The sequence below is a fragment of the Vreelandella mediterranea genome (genome assembly GCF_970647075.1).
Map to the genome: position 1 here is coordinate 627,811 of NZ_OZ310198.1, position 16,242 is coordinate 644,052.

Annotated in this window: 14 protein-coding genes; 11 read left to right on the forward strand and 3 right to left on the reverse strand. The window is 61.9% G+C overall.

The window, feature by feature from the left end; all coding sequences use genetic code 11:
* Positions 1-10: 10 nt before the first annotated feature.
* Positions 11-724 carry a tRNA (N6-threonylcarbamoyladenosine(37)-N6)-methyltransferase TrmO gene (gene tsaA, locus ACWFVE_RS02990; RefSeq protein ID WP_447527809.1) on the reverse strand — a complete coding sequence of 238 codons (714 nt, stop codon included), beginning with the start codon at positions 722-724 and terminating at the stop codon, positions 11-13.
* Between the two features lie 120 nt (positions 725-844).
* Here tsaA and ACWFVE_RS02995 point away from each other — a divergent pair, with 120 nt between their 5' ends.
* Entirely contained in the window at positions 845-1,357 is a 513-nt protein-coding gene (locus ACWFVE_RS02995; protein WP_447527810.1) for an N-acetyltransferase family protein, read from the forward strand.
* A gap of 17 nt (positions 1,358-1,374) precedes the next feature.
* Here the strand turns inward: ACWFVE_RS02995 and nadC are convergent, their stop codons facing one another.
* Positions 1,375-2,229: a carboxylating nicotinate-nucleotide diphosphorylase gene (nadC, locus tag ACWFVE_RS03000; protein ID WP_447527811.1), complete on the reverse strand. Its 855-nt coding sequence runs from the start codon at positions 2,227-2,229 to the stop codon at positions 1,375-1,377.
* 77 nt (positions 2,230-2,306) lie between these two features.
* Between nadC and ampD the strand changes: the two genes are divergently transcribed.
* The 7 genes from ampD to ACWFVE_RS03035 all read left to right on the forward strand — a co-directional run bounded on the left by ampD (position 2,307) and on the right by ACWFVE_RS03035 (position 11,735).
* Positions 2,307-2,891 carry a 1,6-anhydro-N-acetylmuramyl-L-alanine amidase AmpD gene (gene ampD, locus ACWFVE_RS03005; protein ID WP_447527812.1) on the forward strand — a complete coding sequence of 195 codons (585 nt, stop codon included), beginning with the start codon at positions 2,307-2,309 and terminating at the stop codon, positions 2,889-2,891.
* Positions 2,892-3,295: 404 nt separating this feature from the next.
* A complete protein-coding gene (gene aceE / locus ACWFVE_RS03010) occupies positions 3,296-5,968 on the forward strand; it encodes a pyruvate dehydrogenase (acetyl-transferring), homodimeric type (protein ID WP_447527813.1) in 2,673 nt (890 codons plus the stop codon).
* A gap of 57 nt (positions 5,969-6,025) precedes the next feature.
* Entirely contained in the window at positions 6,026-8,173 is a 2,148-nt protein-coding gene (gene aceF, locus ACWFVE_RS03015) for a pyruvate dehydrogenase complex dihydrolipoyllysine-residue acetyltransferase (RefSeq protein ID WP_447527814.1), read from the forward strand.
* Between the two features lie 220 nt (positions 8,174-8,393).
* Positions 8,394-9,047 (forward strand): adenylate kinase, encoded by a 654-nt coding sequence (gene adk, locus ACWFVE_RS03020; protein ID WP_447527815.1) that lies wholly within the window; start codon positions 8,394-8,396, stop codon positions 9,045-9,047.
* 141 nt (positions 9,048-9,188) lie between these two features.
* Positions 9,189-9,887: a tRNA (adenosine(37)-N6)-threonylcarbamoyltransferase complex dimerization subunit type 1 TsaB gene (gene tsaB, locus ACWFVE_RS03025; RefSeq protein ID WP_447527816.1), complete on the forward strand. Its 699-nt coding sequence runs from the start codon at positions 9,189-9,191 to the stop codon at positions 9,885-9,887.
* Positions 9,884-10,600, forward strand: a complete 717-nt coding sequence (locus tag ACWFVE_RS03030; RefSeq protein WP_447527817.1) for a class I SAM-dependent methyltransferase — start codon at positions 9,884-9,886, stop codon at positions 10,598-10,600. The genes tsaB and ACWFVE_RS03030 overlap by 4 nt, the downstream gene beginning before the upstream one ends.
* Positions 10,601-10,616: 16 nt before the next feature.
* Positions 10,617-11,735 carry a phospholipase D-like domain-containing protein gene (locus tag ACWFVE_RS03035; RefSeq protein WP_447527818.1) on the forward strand — a complete coding sequence of 373 codons (1,119 nt, stop codon included), beginning with the start codon at positions 10,617-10,619 and terminating at the stop codon, positions 11,733-11,735.
* 7 nt (positions 11,736-11,742) lie between these two features.
* Here ACWFVE_RS03035 and ACWFVE_RS03040 read toward each other — a convergent pair whose 3' ends face one another.
* Positions 11,743-12,426 (reverse strand): YecA/YgfB family protein, encoded by a 684-nt coding sequence (locus ACWFVE_RS03040; protein WP_447527819.1) that lies wholly within the window; start codon positions 12,424-12,426, stop codon positions 11,743-11,745.
* An 83-nt stretch (positions 12,427-12,509) separates the two neighbouring features.
* Here ACWFVE_RS03040 and ACWFVE_RS03045 point away from each other — a divergent pair, with 83 nt between their 5' ends.
* The 3 genes from ACWFVE_RS03045 to ACWFVE_RS03055 all read left to right on the forward strand — a co-directional run bounded on the left by ACWFVE_RS03045 (position 12,510) and on the right by ACWFVE_RS03055 (position 16,071).
* Positions 12,510-13,061 (forward strand): SprT family zinc-dependent metalloprotease, encoded by a 552-nt coding sequence (locus ACWFVE_RS03045; RefSeq protein WP_447527820.1) that lies wholly within the window; start codon positions 12,510-12,512, stop codon positions 13,059-13,061.
* A gap of 166 nt (positions 13,062-13,227) precedes the next feature.
* Positions 13,228-15,177, forward strand: coding sequence for an acetate--CoA ligase (acs, locus tag ACWFVE_RS03050; RefSeq protein WP_447527821.1), 1,950 nt, complete (start codon positions 13,228-13,230; stop codon positions 15,175-15,177).
* Positions 15,178-15,408: 231 nt separating this feature from the next.
* Positions 15,409-16,071 (forward strand): response regulator, encoded by a 663-nt coding sequence (locus ACWFVE_RS03055; RefSeq protein ID WP_447527822.1) that lies wholly within the window; start codon positions 15,409-15,411, stop codon positions 16,069-16,071.
* Positions 16,072-16,242: the final 171 nt, after the last annotated feature.

The following is a 16,242-nucleotide window of genomic DNA, read 5'->3' on the forward strand; positions in this document are numbered from 1 at the left end:
ATCTTAAGCACTAGGCGCTGCCGGATTCGATAGCCACCACCTCCAGGGTGGTGGCGTTGTTTTGGGCCGCGCAAAATTTCACTTCTACATCGCGCAGGCGCAGGCCGTACACGCGCTCGCCGCCGGTGTGGTAGGCCGGGCGCGGGTCCTGGCTGAGTACCTGCTCGATCAGCGCATAAAGCGACGCTCGGTCCGGACGGTTTTCCAAAAAGGTCAGCGCTTTGGCGCTGAACGCGACCGCCTTGAGCGTAGGCGCTTGCGGTGCGAAGCCCGCTTGTGCCTCGGGGACCGATTCCGCCCAGGGCAGGTAAGGCTTGATATCCACGACCGGTGTACCGCTGACCAGATCGCACCCTTCCAGTTGCAGGCGCACGCCGTTTTTGAGCTCGATGCCCACCAGTTTGACCAGCGAAAGCCCTAGCCGGTTGGGGCGATGGGTGCTGCGGCTGGCGAACACCCCGACCTTTTGATTGCCGCCAAGCCTTGGCGGGCGTACCAGCGGTGTCCAGCGTATGGGGCTTTGGTGAAAGATGAAACTCAGCCACAAATGGCTAAAGGTTTCGAGCCCTCGCACCGCCAGTGGGTCGTTATAGGGCGCCTGCAGTTCGAGGGTCGCCCTGGCCGCCGGGGCAAGCCCTGGCTGGCGCGGTATGCCGAACTTGTCCGGGTAGTCGCTCGCTATCAGTCCAACGGTCGCGAGTGAAAAGGGCGGGGCGTTGTGCATCGCGTGGCCTTGTGCTGAGATAGGTGCCCCAGTATAAAGCAGCAAGGCGCCTGGGCCGAGCGACTGGAAAATCCGAGGGGCCTTATGTTTTAACCCCCGAACCCTGCGTAGAGGTGGTGCATGACGACAACACGAGAGCCGGCCGCGCGCATTACCTACCGCCAGGCCTTGGGGCGCGACGCCTCGGATCAAGCGGAGGTGTTTTATCACGCGGTGATGCAGGGGGCGGCGAGCCACTACGCGACGAGTGAGCGCGAAGCTTGGGCCAACGCGCTGCCCCGCGAGGCCAGCGCCTGGGCGGCGCGCCACGCCTTTTATACGACCCTGGTGGCGGTATGCGACGGGCGCTGCGTGGGCTTTTTGGAGCTCGACAGCCAAAACGCGCGGATTGTCACCCTCTACGTTTGGCCCTCGCTTACCGGGCGCGGGATCGGCAGTACCCTGCTGATCCACGCCGAGCGCCTGCTGCTCGAGCAGGGCATTACGCGGGTCGAGATCGAGGCGAGCCTGGTGCTTTATGAGCGCCTCGAGCGCCGCGGCTTTGAAAACCACGGCGAGCAGTGGGTGGAGCGCAGCGGCGAGTGGCTCAAGCGCTACCACATGAGCAAGGCGCTCAAGGCCGTCGAGACCTAACGCCTTACGCTTGAGAGCTAAACGCTAAAGGTTTGGGTGATGCGCATGGAAAGGTCGATCGAGGCGATATCCTGGGTCAGCGCGCCGCTCGAAATCGTGTCGACCCCGGTCTCGGCGATGGCTCTTAGCGTGGTGGCATCCACGTTGCTCGAGGCCTCCAATACCGCCCGGCCGCCGTTGATCTCCACCGCCACGTAGAGATCCTCAATCTCGAAGTTATTCAGCATGACGATATCGGCGCCGGCGGCCAGTGCCTGGTCGAGCGCCTCAAAAGTGGCGACTTCGACCTCGACGAGCACATCGCTTGCAAGCTTGCGCGCCTGGGACACGGCGGCCTGGATGCCGCCGCAGGCCGTAATGTGGCTCTCCTTGATCAGGAAAGCATCCCAAAGGCCCAAGCGATGATTATGCCCGCCGCCGCAGGTCACCGCGTACTTCTGGGCGATGCGCAGTCCCGGCAGCGTCTTGCGGGTATCGAGTAGCCGGGTCGAGGTGCCCTTTAGAAGGTCAACGTAGGCACGGGTCGTCGTGGCCGTCGCACTCAACGTTTGTAGAATGTTTAGCGCGGCGCGCTCGCCGGTTAACAGGCTGGCCGCCGGGCCCTCCAGTTCCAGAAAATGGTGCTCGGGCGTAATGGTGTCGCCATCCGCTGCTTCCCAGCGCAGCGTAACGCGGCTGTCCAGACGGCGAAAAATCTCGTCGACCCAGGCCACGCCGCAAAGCACCGCGTTTTGGTGTGCACTGATCCGGGCGGTCGCCCACTGGTGCTCGGGAATCAGCTGCGCAGTGATGTCCCCCGCGCCCACGTCCTCCGCCAGCAGGCGGGCGGCGCTTTCGCGGATCTCTTCGGCAAGAGCGTTTTGATAATGCATGGCGGTATGGTCTCAAGGCGTAGGTATAGCGCAGAGTATAGTGAATTTACTACCCGAACCTAGAGGAGAGTGGTGACGTGGTCCAACCCGGTTCCCCGGGCATCTGGCCTGGCGCACGCCAGGCCAGATCGCCCAATGCAGACGAGCGCGCGGGCGGCGAAGTGTCACTTTTGGTGATTCACGCGATCAGCCTGCCGCCTGGCCAGTTTGGCGGCCCGGCGATCGAGGCGCTGTTTACCAATACCCTGGATGCGAAGCGCCACCCGTTTTTCGAAACGATTGCCCACCTTCGCGTCTCTGCACATCTGTTGATCCGCCGCGACGGCGAGTGCGTGCAGTTTGTCGATACCGACCGGCGCGCCTGGCATGCCGGGCGCTCACGCTGGTTCGACCCTTGCCTTGGGCGCTCGCGCGACGCGCTCAACGAGTTTTCCGTGGGCATCGAGCTTGAAGGCGACGGCGTGAGTCCGTTTACCCGCGCCCAGTACAAAAGCCTGGTCGCGGCGACCCGGTGGCTGATAGCGCGTTATCCGGCGCTCGATGCGTCGCGCATTACCGGCCATGCGCATATTGCCCCGCTTCGTAAAGAGGACCCGGGACCCTGCTTTGATTGGGCTTACTATCATCAACGTCTGAATTCACCGTCATCGCGCCTGCGTTAGGCGAGCAGGGCGCCTGACAAGCCCAACGCATTCATTCGTCGGGAAATAAAACGGTAGTTTGACTACAGTTCACGCCAGTCAAGGGTATGGAAATAGCTTCCAAAAGCGCTATGTTGCGGTGCAATATGCTGTTTTGGATGGAATTTCCATCGCGCTGGAATTGGCAGAATAGCGACTTTGCGGTATCTTCTATATACAAAAGGCTACCCTTTACGGCCCCTATGTAGCTTTCCTACATTCTCGAGCGTTTTCCTGATCGGGTAGCTCGTTGAATGTAGAATAAAAAAACGTTCAAGACACGCAAGCTCGGCTTTTATCGGCCTTGGCGGCTCAACGTCGCAGCCGCCCCATCCCCAAAAGGGTCGCGGGCGTATTGTCATTTATCGTCATTCGGAGAGACCTCTATGAGTCTGGAGACAAGAGAAGATCTCGATCCGGTCGAAACCACGGAGTGGCTGGAATCCCTGGAATCGGTACTGGATCGTGAGGGCGAAGATCGCGCCCGCTACCTGATGACCCGCCTGGCGGATCGCATGCGTCGGGACGGTATGAAGGTGCCCTTCTCGGTGACGACCCCGCACCGTAATACGATTCCGGTTCACCGCGAAGCGCAGATGCCGGGCGATTTGTTCATGGAGCGGCGTATCCGCTCGCTGATTCGCTACAACGCGATCGCCCAGGTCATTCGTAACAACCGGGCCAACCCGGGATTGGGCGGCCACATCGCAAGTTTCATGTCCTCGGCCACGCTTTATGATGTGGGCTTCAACCACTTCTTCCGCGCGGCCAAGGACGACTTTGCCGGCGACCTGGTCTACATCCAGGGCCACGTGGCGCCGGGTATCTACGCGCGTTCCTATCTGGAAGGGCGGCTGTCCGAGGATCAAATGGACAGCTTCCGCCAGGAAGTCGACGGCGACGGTCTTTCGTCCTACCCGCACCCCTGGCTAATGCCGGACTACTGGCAGTTCCCCACGGTTTCCATGGGACTTGGCCCGATCCAGGCCATCTACCAGGCCCACGTGATGAAGTACCTGCATCACCGTGAGCTCAAGGACATGCACGACCGTAAGATCTGGTGCTTCATGGGCGACGGTGAGTGCGACGAGCCGGAATCGCTGGGCGCGATTTCCCTGGCGGGCCGTGAGAACCTCGACAACCTGATCTTTGTCATCAACTGCAACCTGCAGCGCCTCGACGGCCCGGTGCGCGGTAATTCCCGCGTCATGGACGAGCTCGAAGGCGTGTTCCGCGGTGCCGACTGGAACGTCATCAAGGTCGTTTGGGGTCGCCATTGGGACTCGCTGTTCGAGAAGGACAGCAAGGGCGTTCTGCAAAAGCGCATGGACGAAGCAGTCGATGGCGAGTACCAGAACTACAAGGCCAACGGTGGCGCCTACACCCGCGAGCACTTCTTCGGCAAATACCCGGAAACCGAAGAGATGGTCAAGGATCTCTCGGACGAAGACATCTGGAAGCTCAACCGCGGCGGTCACGACCCGTTCAAGGTCTACTCGGCCTACCATGAAGCGGTGAATACCCAAAACGGCAAGCCAACGGTCATTCTGGCGCATACCGTCAAGGGCTACGGCATGGGTGCCGGCGACGGCGAAGCGGCCAACGAGGCCCACCAGGTCAAGAGCATGGAGCACGAGGCGCTGAAGAAATTCCGCGACCGCTTCGGCATTCCGCTTTCCGACGAGCAGCTGCAGGAAGTGCCGTACTACAAGCCCGAGGAGGACTCCCCGGAGCTCAAGTACATGCACCTGCAGCGCGAGCGCCTGAACGGCTACCTGCCGAGTCGCCAGAGCGACTTCGAGGCGCTGGAAATCCCCACCCTCGAAGACAAGACCTTCGCCTCGCAGCTCGGCGGTTCGCGCGGGCGTGAAGTGTCGACCACCATGTCCTTCGTGCGCGTGCTCAACGGCCTGGTCAAGGACAAGAAGCTTGGCAAGTACGTCGTGCCGATCATCCCGGACGAGGCGCGTACCTTCGGCATGGAAGGCATGTTCCGCCAGCTGGGTATTTACTCCGCGGCCGGGCAGAAGTACGAGCCGATGGATAAAGGCCAGATCATGTACTACCGCGAGGACCAGAAAGGTCAGGTTCTCGAGGAAGGCATTACCGAGGCGGGTGCGATGTCGGCCTGGATGGCGGCCGCGACCTCCTACAGCAACAACCACGTCACGCTGTTGCCGTTTTACATCTACTACTCGATGTTCGGTTTCCAGCGCATTGGCGATTTGGCTTGGGCGGCAGGCGATTTGCAGGCGCGCGGCTTCATGGTCGGCGGCACCGCCGGGCGGACCACGCTCAACGGCGAAGGCTTGCAGCACCAGGATGGCCACAGCCTGATCCAGGCCTCCACCATCCCCAACTGCAGAAGCTACGATCCGACCTATGGCCACGAAATCGCGGTGATCGTTCAGGACGGTCTGAAGCGCATGTTCACCGATAAGGAGAACTGCTTCTACTACCTGACCGTGATGAACGAGAACTACGAGCACCCGGAGCTCGAGGACGTGCCCGCCGACGATATCGTCAAGGGCATGTACCTGCTGCGCGAAACCAAGGGTGACAAGGGCCGCGTTCAGCTGCTTGGTTCCGGCACCATTTTGCGCGAGGTCGAAGCCGCGGCGGAGCTTCTCGCCGAGGATTGGCAGGTAGGCGCCGATATCTGGAGCGTCACCAGCTTCAACGAGCTGCGTCGTGAAGCGCTAACCCTTGATCGCGAAGCCTTCCTGAACCCGGAGAGTGAGGCGCAAACGCCCCACGTCACCAAGTGCCTGGCAGGCCGCGAGGGCCCGGCCATCGCCTCGACGGACTACATGAAGCTTTATGCCGATCAGGTCCGCGCTTGGGTGCCGACTGATTACACCGTGCTGGGTACCGACGGCTTCGGCCGCTCGGACACCCGCGAGAAGCTGAGAAGCTTCTTCGAGGTGGACCGCTACTTCGTAGTGGTCGCCGCCCTGCGGGCGCTGGCCGAGCGTGGCGATATCGAACGTAAGCTGGTGGGCGAGGCGATGAAGAAGTACAACATCGACGCCAACAAGCGTAACCCGCTGACTAGCTAAACCGCAGCCCGGCGGGCAGTGCCCGCCGGCTCGATCCGATTTGGAAGGAGCGCGACCTTGAGTAGCGAAATCATCAAAGTTCCCGATATCGGTGGCGATACCGATGTCGAAATCATCGAGATTGCGGTGTCAGAAGGCGACGTCATCGAAGCGGAAGACGCCCTGATAACGCTGGAATCCGACAAGGCCAGCATGGATGTTCCCTCGCCCAAGGGCGGCAAGGTCGTCAAGGTGCTGGTAAAAGAAGGCGACAAGGTCTCCGAAGGCGACGACATCATCGAGCTCGAAGTCGAGGGTGATGATGACGGCGACGGCGAGCAGGTCGAAAGCGACGACCAACAAAGCAGCGAGCAGTCAGAAAGCGCCGCCCAGGACGAAGGCCAGCAGGAGCAAAAAAGCGAGCAGAAAAGCGCTTCCTCCGGCAGTGCCAAACCCTCCGGCGGTAAGCAGACCGTCGATATTATCGTGCCCGACCTTGGTGGCTCCGAGAACGTCGAGATCATCGAGGTCGCCGTCAGCGAAGGCGATAGCGTCGAGGCCGAAGACGCGCTGATCACGCTCGAGTCCGATAAGGCTTCGATGGACGTGCCGAGCCCGCACACCGGTAAGATTGTCTCTTTCACCGTGAAAGAGGGCGACACCGTCTCGGAAGGCGACGTGATCGGCCAGATCGAAATCGAAGGCGAAGGGGCTGGCCAGGACGAAAGCGATAGCGCGGACGACGCGCCGGAGCAAAAGCAAGACACGGCTTCCGATGCCGACGATACCGAGTCCGATGACGACGAGGACGATGACGAGGAAGAGAGCGGCGGCACCGAGCGCAAGGAAGTTCGCGTACCGGATCTTTCCGGCGCCTCGGAAGTGCCGGTCATCGAAATCGCCGTGTCCAAGGGCGACGAGGTCAACGAAGAAGACGCGCTGATCACGCTGGAGTCCGACAAGGCCTCGATGGACGTACCGAGCCCTTACAAGGGCAAGCTGGTCGAGGTCAGCGTCAAGGAGGGCGATACCGTCTCGGAAGGCACGGTGATCGCGATTATCGAAGTGGCCTCTTCGGGCGGTGCCAAAAAGGCGAAAAAGCCCACCGGCAAGCCGTCGGATCAACAGAAGGACAGTGAGAACAGCACCTCGAACCAGGGCTCTGAGAGCAAGAAGTCGGAGTCCCAAAAAACCGAGAGCAAATCCGCTGACAAGACACCTTCAAAAGGCAAGGGCGAAAGCGCGGGTGGCTCGCCAAGCCCGGAAGCGGCCATGGCGGCGCATAAACCGCGCGACGGCAAGCTGGTCCACGCCGGCCCCGCGGTACGCATGCTCGCCCGTGAGTTCGGCGTCGACCTGGAACTCGTCAAGCCCAGCGGTCCGAAAGAGCGCATCCTGAAAGAGGACGTGCAGGCCTACGTCAAGCAGGCGCTCTCCAATGAGGGCGGTGCCAAGGCCCAGGCTGGCGCGGCCCCTGCCGGCGGCGGCAGCGGTATTCCGCCGATTCCGGAGGTCGACTTCAGCCAGTTCGGTGAAGTGGAAGAGAAGCCGATGGGGCGTCTGCTCAAGATGGGCGCGACCAATCTGCACAGAAGCTGGGTGAACGTGCCCCACGTGACCCAGTTCGACGAGGCGGACATCACCGAGCTCGAGAACTTCCGCAAGTCGATGAAAGCCGAGGCCGAAGCCCAGGGCGCGAAACTCACGCCGCTGCCGTTTTTGGTCAAGGCCTGCGCCTTTGCCCTTAGGAAGTTCCCGCAGTTCAACGTAAGCTTGAAGGGCGACGGCGAAACCCTGGTATGGAAGAAGTACGTCCATATCGGTATCGCCGTGGACACACCCGAAGGCCTGATGGTGCCGGTGCTTCGCGATGCGGACAAGAAATCCTTGATCGACATCGCCAAGGAAATGGCCGAGCTTGGCAAAAAAGCGCAGAGCAAAAAGCTCAAGCGCGACGAGATGACTGGCGGCTGTTTCACCATTTCGAGCCTTGGCTCGATTGGCGGCACGGCGTTCACGCCGATCGTCAACGCCCCGGAAGTCGCGATTTTGGGCGTGTCGAAGTCGCAGATGAAACCGGTCTGGGACGGCGCTGCCTTCCAGCCGCGTTTGATGATGCCGCTGTCGCTCTCTTATGACCACCGTGCGATCAACGGCGCTGACGCTGCGCGCTTCACCGCGTTTTTGGCCGATGTGCTGACCGATATCCGTCGCCTGCTGCTCTAGGCAGCGTTGGCGGAAAGTAAGCGGCGCCCATTTTTATGGGCGCCGCTTGCGTTTCATCGACCCCCTTTTGAGGCAAGGCGCCGGGCCAAACGAAAAAAAGCGCTCGTTTGAGGCTTTTGGAGAGTTGTGCCGCCCGAGTGGCCCGGTTATTGTCCTTCTATTCACGTTTACTTTGACCGTTTTATTACTTTGAACGATTTATGACTCGAGGAGCAGTGCCATGCGTTTAATCTTGTTGGGTGCCCCAGGCGCGGGTAAGGGAACCCAGGCCCGGTTCATTTGCGAGCGGTTCAAGATTCCGCAGATATCGACCGGCGACATGCTCCGCACGGCCATCAAAGACGGCACCGAGCTTGGCCTGAAGGTTCAGGAAATCATGCAAACCGGCGGGCTTGTGTCCGATGACATCATCATCGACCTGGTGAAAGAGCGCATTAGCCAACCCGACTGCGAAAACGGTTTTCTCTTCGACGGCTTCCCGCGCACCATTCCCCAGGCCGACGCCATGCGCGAAGGCGGCGTGAAGATCGACCACGTGCTGGAAATCGCCGTGCCCGACGAAGAGATCGTCGACCGTATGGCCGGGCGCCGCGTACACCCAAGCTCCGGGCGCGTCTATCACATCGATCACAACCCGCCCAAAGAGCCTGGCAAGGACGATGTGACCGGCGAAACCCTGATTCAGCGCGAAGACGATCAGGAGTCCACGGTGCGCAATCGTCTGTCGGTCTATCACGACCAGACCGCACCACTGATCGACTACTACCAGCAGTGGGCCACGCAAGAGCCCGAGGCGGCGCCCCAGTACCACCGCGTGGAAGGGGTGGGCAGCGTTGCCGACATCACGCAACAAGTGAAAGACGCCCTGAGCTAAATTACTGGCTTTTCAGGCACCGGGGCCCGCTGATGCGGGCCTTTTACATCGCCGGGCTTTCGGCGTTCAACGCCTGGTTTTATCATATCGCCTCGAGGCGCCCCTGTTACCTGCGCCCCTGGATCGGAGTATCAAGTCGTCATGCCGTCATACCTTCTCGCCCTGGACGCCTCGTCGAGTGCCTGTTCCGCGGCGCTCATCCGCGCCGAGGGCGAGCGCCGCGAGTGTCTGGCCCGCTTCGAGCATACCCCGCGCGCCCATACCAAACGGCTAATGCCCATGGTGGACGACGTGCTCGGTGAAGCCGGGATTGCCCCGAAGGCGCTAAACGGTATTGCCTATGGCCAGGGGCCAGGCTCGTTTACCGGTCTGCGGATCGCCGCGGGCACCGCCCAGGGGTTGGCGTTCGGCCTCGACTGCCCGCTGGTGGGCGTCTCCACCCTCGAGGCGCTGGCGCTTCAGGCCCATCGGCGCTATCACGTTCGCCATATCGTGACCGCCCTCGATGCGCGCATGGGGGAAGTTTACACCGCTGCCTGGCACTGTCAGAACGACACCCCCACGTTGATCGATGAAGAAGTGGTCGTAGCACCTTCGCAGGTGCTGCTACCCGACCAGCAGACCGACTGGGTCGGTATCGGCTCGGGGTTTACCCTCTGGGAGCAGTTCGACGATCTCTTGAAGGCGAGCATGACCCAGCACCTGAGCGATCTCGAGCCTCGTGCCGAGGAGATGGCCTGGCTTGCGCTGCGCACTCTGGAAAGCGGCGGCGGCCAGGCCCCGATCGAGGTGCAGCCGGTTTATCTGCGCAACGACGTGGCCTGGAAGAAGCCTGCATGAATAGCGTGCAGGCCCCAGGCCTTGGCCTTCCCGCCGGGCTGAGCCTGGCCGAAATAGACGGGCGGCTAGCGCTTGCGGGCGAGCCTGGGGAGTTCGGCCACCCCTTGAGCGTGGATTTCGTCGGCGGCAAGGCCGGGCACCGGCGCCAGTTCGGCGGCGGGCGCGGCCAGCTAATCGCCAAGGCGTGTGGCTTGAGCCAAGGCGTGACGCCAAGTGTGGTGGATGCCACCGCCGGGCTTGGCCGCGACGCCTTCGTGCTGGCAAGCCTGGGGGCGCCGGTGCTGTTGATCGAGCGGGTAGCGGCGATCGCCGCGCTGCTCGAAGACGGCCTGGCCCGCGCCGCCCGCGAAAGCCAGGTCGAGATGATCGTGGCGCGTATGCGCCTGCTTCATGGCGACGCTGCCCGCGCGCTCGCCGCGCTGGTCGAGCAGGCCGGTTTTACCCCGGAAGTCGTTCATCTGGACCCGATGTTCCCTCACCGGGAGAAGTCCGCGCTGGTAAAAAAGGAGATGCGTCTTTTTCGGCTTTTGGCGGGCAGCGATGACGATGCGCCGCTTCTTCTGGAGCAGGCGCTGGATGTGGCCACTCACCGCGTGGCGGTCAAGCGTCCGCGCAAGGCACCGCCCATCGAAGGCCCCGCGCCCAATCATACGCTGCTGGGCAAAACCAGCCGCTACGACCTTTACGTGCACCGCTCGCTTAAACCCCGTTAACGGTCGAGGAGTCGCCATGTCGCCCATGTGGCGCGACGGTAATCGCTTTACCCTGCTGCCCGAAGCATCCATATTTTTGCCCGAGATGCTCGAGGCGATGGCGAGCGCCGAACACTATATTTTCGTCGAACTCTACCTGATGGAGTCTGGCGAGCTTGCCGATCGGCTAAGTCAGGCGCTGATCGACGCCCGCGCTCGGGGAGTGAAGGTATATTTGCTGCTCGACGGTTACGGCGCCCGGGGGCTTGCGCGTAAAGACCGTGCGCGGCTGATGGAAGGCGGCGTGGCGCTGCGCTTTTTCAACCCGCTGGGGCTTCATTCGCTGGCACGCAACTTGAGCCGGGATCACCGCAAGATCGTCGTGGTGGATGGGAACGTGGCCTTTACCGGCGGCTTCGGCGCGGTGGATGAGTTTTTGAAGGCCTGGTACGAAATTGCCGTGCGCGTCGAGGGCCCTTCGGTGAAAGACTGGGAGTCACTGTTTCGCCGCCTGTGGCGCTCGAAGCTGACGCGCCGCGCCAAGGGCAGCCCCGAGTGCGAGCTGGTCGAGCGCCGTGCGCCGCCGGCGTTCGATGACGGTGCCAAGGGGCGGGTGATGCCGGCCCGGGGCTATCGCTACCAGGCGATCCGGCGTTCGCTTTTTGAGCGGGTGCGCCACACCGACACGCGGCTTTGGCTCTGCACGCCGTACTTCGTACCGACGTTTTCACTGCGCCGGCGGCTGGCCTGGGCGGCCCGGCGCGGGGTCGATGTGCGTTTGCTGCTACCCGGTCGCAAGCACGACCACCCGGGCGTGCGCTACGCCGGGCAGCGTTACTATCAGGCGCTATTGAAAGCAGGGGTGCGGATTTACGAGTTCCAGCCGACCTTCATCCACGCCAAGTTCGTGCTCGCCGATAACTGGGTGAGTATCGGGTCGTGTAACTTCGATCACTGGAACCTGCACTACAACCTGGAGGCCAACCAGGAGATCGATTCCCCGGAGATGGCCCGCCAGGTTCAGGCGCTTTTCGAGCGTAACTTCGCCGCAAGCGACGAGGTCGATGCCACCGCCTGGGGTGAGCGCCCTTGGGGCCAGCGTGCCCGCGAGTGGATGTACGGGCTGCTGAACGCGGTGGTGATGCGCCTTAAGTAGGCTGGCTCTAACGCTTTTTGCCTTTGGGCGGTTTTTTACCGGCGGGCTTTTTGGGGCGCGGCTTGGGCTTGGCGGTTTCCGGCGGTACGCGGTAGTGCAGGTATAAATCGAGCACCAGCTCCGGCAACTGCGCAACGAGCTCCTCCTGGCGGGCGGTGTCGCCGGCTAAATCCTGCATGTCCGGCTCGTCGTCGAAAAGCCCGGAGAGCAGCATGAAAGGCAAAAGTAGCGTAGCCGCGGCCTCCTCATCGTCCTGGAACCAGGCGCTTTCGTCGCTAAACACCGCTTCCATGAACCCCGCGCACCAGTCGCCGATGGGCGTCTCTTCCGGCGCAATGCCGTCCAGGCTCAGCTCGAAGGGCAGCTCCGGAAGCCCCCCTTGCTCTAGCACGCTGACCGCATTGTTGCGAAGCGTGGCCAAGAGCCCGGTGATCTCATCGCGCTCGGCGGCGTCCTGGTAGTCGGGCTCGCCCTGAAAAAGCTCTTTGAGCCAGGTGTCGTGAGGCTGCTCGCTGGGGGCCACGGCCAGCGCCACCAAAAAGCCGTGGGCAGAAATCAGATCCAGCGCGTCTTCGCCGACGCGATCGGAGTCGAGAAAGTCGTCCAGCCGGTCGAGCTGCTCGTCGTCCAGCAGCGGCTCCGGCGGGAGCTGCTCGGAATTTTCACTACCACTTTGCGGTTCAACTGCCATAAAAGGCCTCGTTCGATCATTTTGAGAAATCCGGCGCGATCGCTCACACTGGCAAGCGTCACCTGGGAGCTAGTTTATCATCAATGCGTATTTCTCCACTGCCCGCCTGGCCGCTCGAGCGGCTAAATGCGTTAAGCCAGCCGGCGCTTTTTGATGCTGCCCGCACCCGCGCCGACGAGGCGCTGGCGCGAGCCCGCGAGGTGCACCCACATTTACCCGCGCCCAGGGTGTGGTTCGACCTCAAGGGCGCCAGCGCCGGCCAGGCCCACCTGGGGCGCGGGGGCTTGCGCTTCAACCCGGCGCTGATGGCGGACAACCGCCAGGCCTATTTTGATGAGGTCATTCCCCACGAAATGGCCCACTGGCTGGTGTTCCATCTCAAAAATGGCCCGCGCCTGAAGCCCCACGGGCGCGAGTGGCAAACCGTAATGCGCGAGCTTTACGGCCTTGCCCCGCGCGTGACCCACCGCTTGGATATCACCCAAACCCAGCGCCGGCCTTATCACTACCGCTGCGATTGCCAAAGCCACCATTTCACTGCCCAACGCCATGCTCAGGCGGCCAAGGGGCGGCGCTACAAGTGCCGGCGTTGCGCCCACACGCTTCGCTTCATCGCCCGAGTTGAACCAGAATAGGGCATTAAACACCTGTTTTTTATGGCAAATTAGCTACTACCAATGTCTAAGGGGAAGGTGCTCTGAGTAGGTTTATGCTAGGTTGATATTTGCCCGCCTGACCCGGCACGATCTACGGGCGGCGCCGTTTTCCAACTATTGCAATTTCACGGACTGAGGCAGTGTCATGAGCGAGCATAAGAACGTTTATCCGGTGCGCGATAACATCGCTGCTAATGCATGGGCTGACAAGGCCAGTTATGAGGCCCTGTACCAGCGCTCCATCGACGACCCCGAAGGTTTCTGGGCCGAGCAGGCCAAGCGACTCGATTGGATCAAGGCGCCGGGCACCATCAAGAACACCTCGTTTTCACGTGACAATGTCGATATCCGCTGGTTCGAGGACGGCACGCTCAACGTCGCCGCCAACTGCCTGGACCGCCACCTGGAAAAGCGCGGCGACCAGACCGCGATCATCTGGGAAGGCGACGACCCGAATGACACCAAGCACGTAAGCTACCGCGAGCTTTACGAGCGCACCAACCAGCTTGCCAACGCGATGAAGTCCCTGGGCGTCGGCCGTGGCGATACGGTCACGCTCTACATGCCGATGATTCCCGAAGCCGCCATGGCGATGCTCGCCTGTGCGCGTATCGGCGCGGTGCACTCGGTGGTGTTTGGCGGCTTCTCCCCGGACGCCGTTGCCCAGCGCGTGATCGGCGCCGACTCCAAACTGGTCATCACCGCCGACGAGTCCGTGCGCGGTGGCAAACAGGTACCGCTCAAGGAGAACGTCGACGCGGCGCTGACCCGCGATGGCACCGAGGTGTGCAAGAACGTGCTGGTGGTCAAACGCACCGGCGGCGATATCGACTGGCACGAGGGGCGGGATATCTGGTTCAGTGATCTGGTCGATCAGCAATCCACCGAGTGCGCGCCGGAAGCGATGGGCGCCGAAGACCCGCTGTTCATTCTCTATACCTCCGGTTCCACCGGTGCGCCCAAAGGGCTCAAGCACACCTCCGGCGGCTACCTGCTGTTCGCGGCCATGACCCACCAGTACGTGTTCGACTACCAGGAGGGCGAGATCTACTGGTGCACGGCGGATGTCGGCTGGGTCACCGGCCACAGCTACATCGTTTACGGGCCGCTGGCCAACGGCGCGACGACGCTGATGTTCGAAGGCGTGCCCAGCTACCCAAGCCACGGCCGCATCGGTGAGATCGTCGACAAGCACCAGGTGAATATCCTCTATACCGCGCCGACCGCGGTGCGCGCGCTGATGGCCCACGGCGATAGCGTGATGGACTCAAGCTCTCGCGACTCGCTGCGCCTTTTGGGCTCGGTCGGCGAGCCGATCAATCCGGAGGCCTGGGAGTGGTTCTACCGGGTGATCGGCAACGAAAAATGCCCGATCGTCGATACCTGGTGGCAAACCGAAACCGGCGGCATCATGATCGCCCCGCTACCCGGCGCGACCGACCTCAAACCCGGTTCCGCCACCAGGCCTTTCTTCGGTGTCCAGCCGGCGCTGGTCGACAACGAAGGCACTCTTCTCGAAGGCGCGACCGAAGGCAACCTGGTGGTACTCGACTCCTGGCCAGGGCAGGCGCGCTCTATCTGGGACGACCACGAGCGCTTCGTGCAGACCTACTTCTCGACCTACGACAACATGTACTTCACCGGCGACGGCTGCCGGCGCGATGAAGACGGCTATTACTGGATCACCGGGCGAGTAGATGACGTGTTGAACGTTTCCGGTCACCGCATGGGCACCGCCGAGATCGAGTCGTCGCTGGTTGCGCACTCAGCGGTCGCCGAGGCGGCGGTAGTGGGCTTCCCGCACGATATCAAAGGCCAAGGCATCTATATCTACGTCACCTTGAATGATGGCATCGAGGCCTCTGACGAGCTCAAGAAGGAGCTGACCCAGTGGGTGCGCAAGGACATCGGGCCGATCGCCTCGCCGGACGTGATCCAGTGGGCGCCGGGGCTGCCCAAGACCCGCTCGGGCAAAATCATGCGCCGGATTCTGCGCAAGATCGCCGCCAACGAGTGCGAGGGGCTTGGGGATACCAGCACGCTGGCGGATCCCTCGGTGGTCGACGATCTGATCGAGCATCGCGCCACGCAGTAGCCCGCCAAGGAATATCAGACGTTGAATGGCAGGCTATGTTAAGTTGAACGCAGGTCACAACCGTTCGGGTGCCGGCTTTTAGCCGGCACCGTTTTTTTACGCCGGATGACGAATGACAAATTGTGCATGGCGGAGCTTTTGTAACTTAAAGCCCATGGGGTACCATGCTAAACCGTATGAGCTAGCCGTTGCGGCAAAGATGTCCCGCGCTCGAGGAACCGGAGGAGTATCATGGCAGTAGCCCATAAGTTTATCGTCGCTGACGATCATCCGCTGTTTCGAGCAGCGCTTACCCAGGCGTTGCGTCAATTGGCTCCCCAGGCGGAGATCGTCGAAGCCGATACCATGGAAGCTACCACCGAGGTGGTGAACCGCCACCCGGACGCGGATCTGATTTTGCTCGATCTGCACATGCCCGGCGCCCACGGCTTCTCGGGACTTATCCAGCTTCGCGGCCAGATGCCCGACGTGCCGGTAGCGGTGGTCTCCGGTAGTGACGAACCCTACGTCGTGCGCCGCGCCATCGACTACGGTGCCTCGGGCTTTATTCCCAAGTCGTCGTCGCTTCAACTGATTGCCGAGGCGGTTGGTGAGATCCTTCAGGGCGAAGTATGGCTGCCCGAGGCGCTGGCCGGCATTCTGGAAGAGACCAGCGAAGAGGAATCGCGCTTTGCCGAGGCGATCGCCTCGCTCACGCCGCAGCAGTTTCGCGTGCTCAACATGCTGACCGAAGGCCTTTTGAACAAGCAGATCGCTTTTGAGCTCAACGTCTCCGAGGCGACCATCAAGGCCCACGTCACCGCGATTCTGCGCAAGCTGGGCGTTCATTCGCGCACCCAGGCCGTGATCGCCGCCCAGAAACTCGAGGTCGAGCCGCCGAAAGTCGAATCCTGACCGCGGGTATGTGAGTTCCAGAGACCTCGCTTATGGTATCCATAAGCGAGGTTTTCTTTTGGGAGAGCGGGGGATGGCACCGCGGGCTCGAGCAACCCTTTGCGGGTCGCTGTGAATACCTCCCTGTACGCTACTTTCGCCATCCCTGGCGAAAAATCCCCGCGACGGGTT

Bases quoted from the DNA above. Each gene is read 5' to 3' on its own strand.
- tsaA (WP_447527809.1), bottom strand. From the start codon at position 724: ATGCACAACGCCCCGCCCTTTTCACTCGCGACCGTTGGACTGATAGCG.
- ACWFVE_RS02995 (WP_447527810.1), top strand. From the start codon at position 845: ATGACGACAACACGAGAGCCGGCCGCGCGCATTACCTACCGCCAGGCC.
- nadC (WP_447527811.1), bottom strand. From the start codon at position 2,229: ATGCATTATCAAAACGCTCTTGCCGAAGAGATCCGCGAAAGCGCCGCC.
- aceE (WP_447527813.1), top strand. From the start codon at position 3,296: ATGAGTCTGGAGACAAGAGAAGATCTCGATCCGGTCGAAACCACGGAG.
- adk (WP_447527815.1), top strand. From the start codon at position 8,394: ATGCGTTTAATCTTGTTGGGTGCCCCAGGCGCGGGTAAGGGAACCCAG.
- tsaB (WP_447527816.1), top strand. From the start codon at position 9,189: ATGCCGTCATACCTTCTCGCCCTGGACGCCTCGTCGAGTGCCTGTTCC.
- ACWFVE_RS03030 (WP_447527817.1), top strand. From the start codon at position 9,884: ATGAATAGCGTGCAGGCCCCAGGCCTTGGCCTTCCCGCCGGGCTGAGC.
- ACWFVE_RS03035 (WP_447527818.1), top strand. From the start codon at position 10,617: ATGTCGCCCATGTGGCGCGACGGTAATCGCTTTACCCTGCTGCCCGAA.
- ACWFVE_RS03040 (WP_447527819.1), bottom strand. From the start codon at position 12,426: ATGGCAGTTGAACCGCAAAGTGGTAGTGAAAATTCCGAGCAGCTCCCG.
- ACWFVE_RS03045 (WP_447527820.1), top strand. From the start codon at position 12,510: ATGCGTATTTCTCCACTGCCCGCCTGGCCGCTCGAGCGGCTAAATGCG.
- acs (WP_447527821.1), top strand. From the start codon at position 13,228: ATGAGCGAGCATAAGAACGTTTATCCGGTGCGCGATAACATCGCTGCT.
- ACWFVE_RS03055 (WP_447527822.1), top strand. From the start codon at position 15,409: ATGGCAGTAGCCCATAAGTTTATCGTCGCTGACGATCATCCGCTGTTT.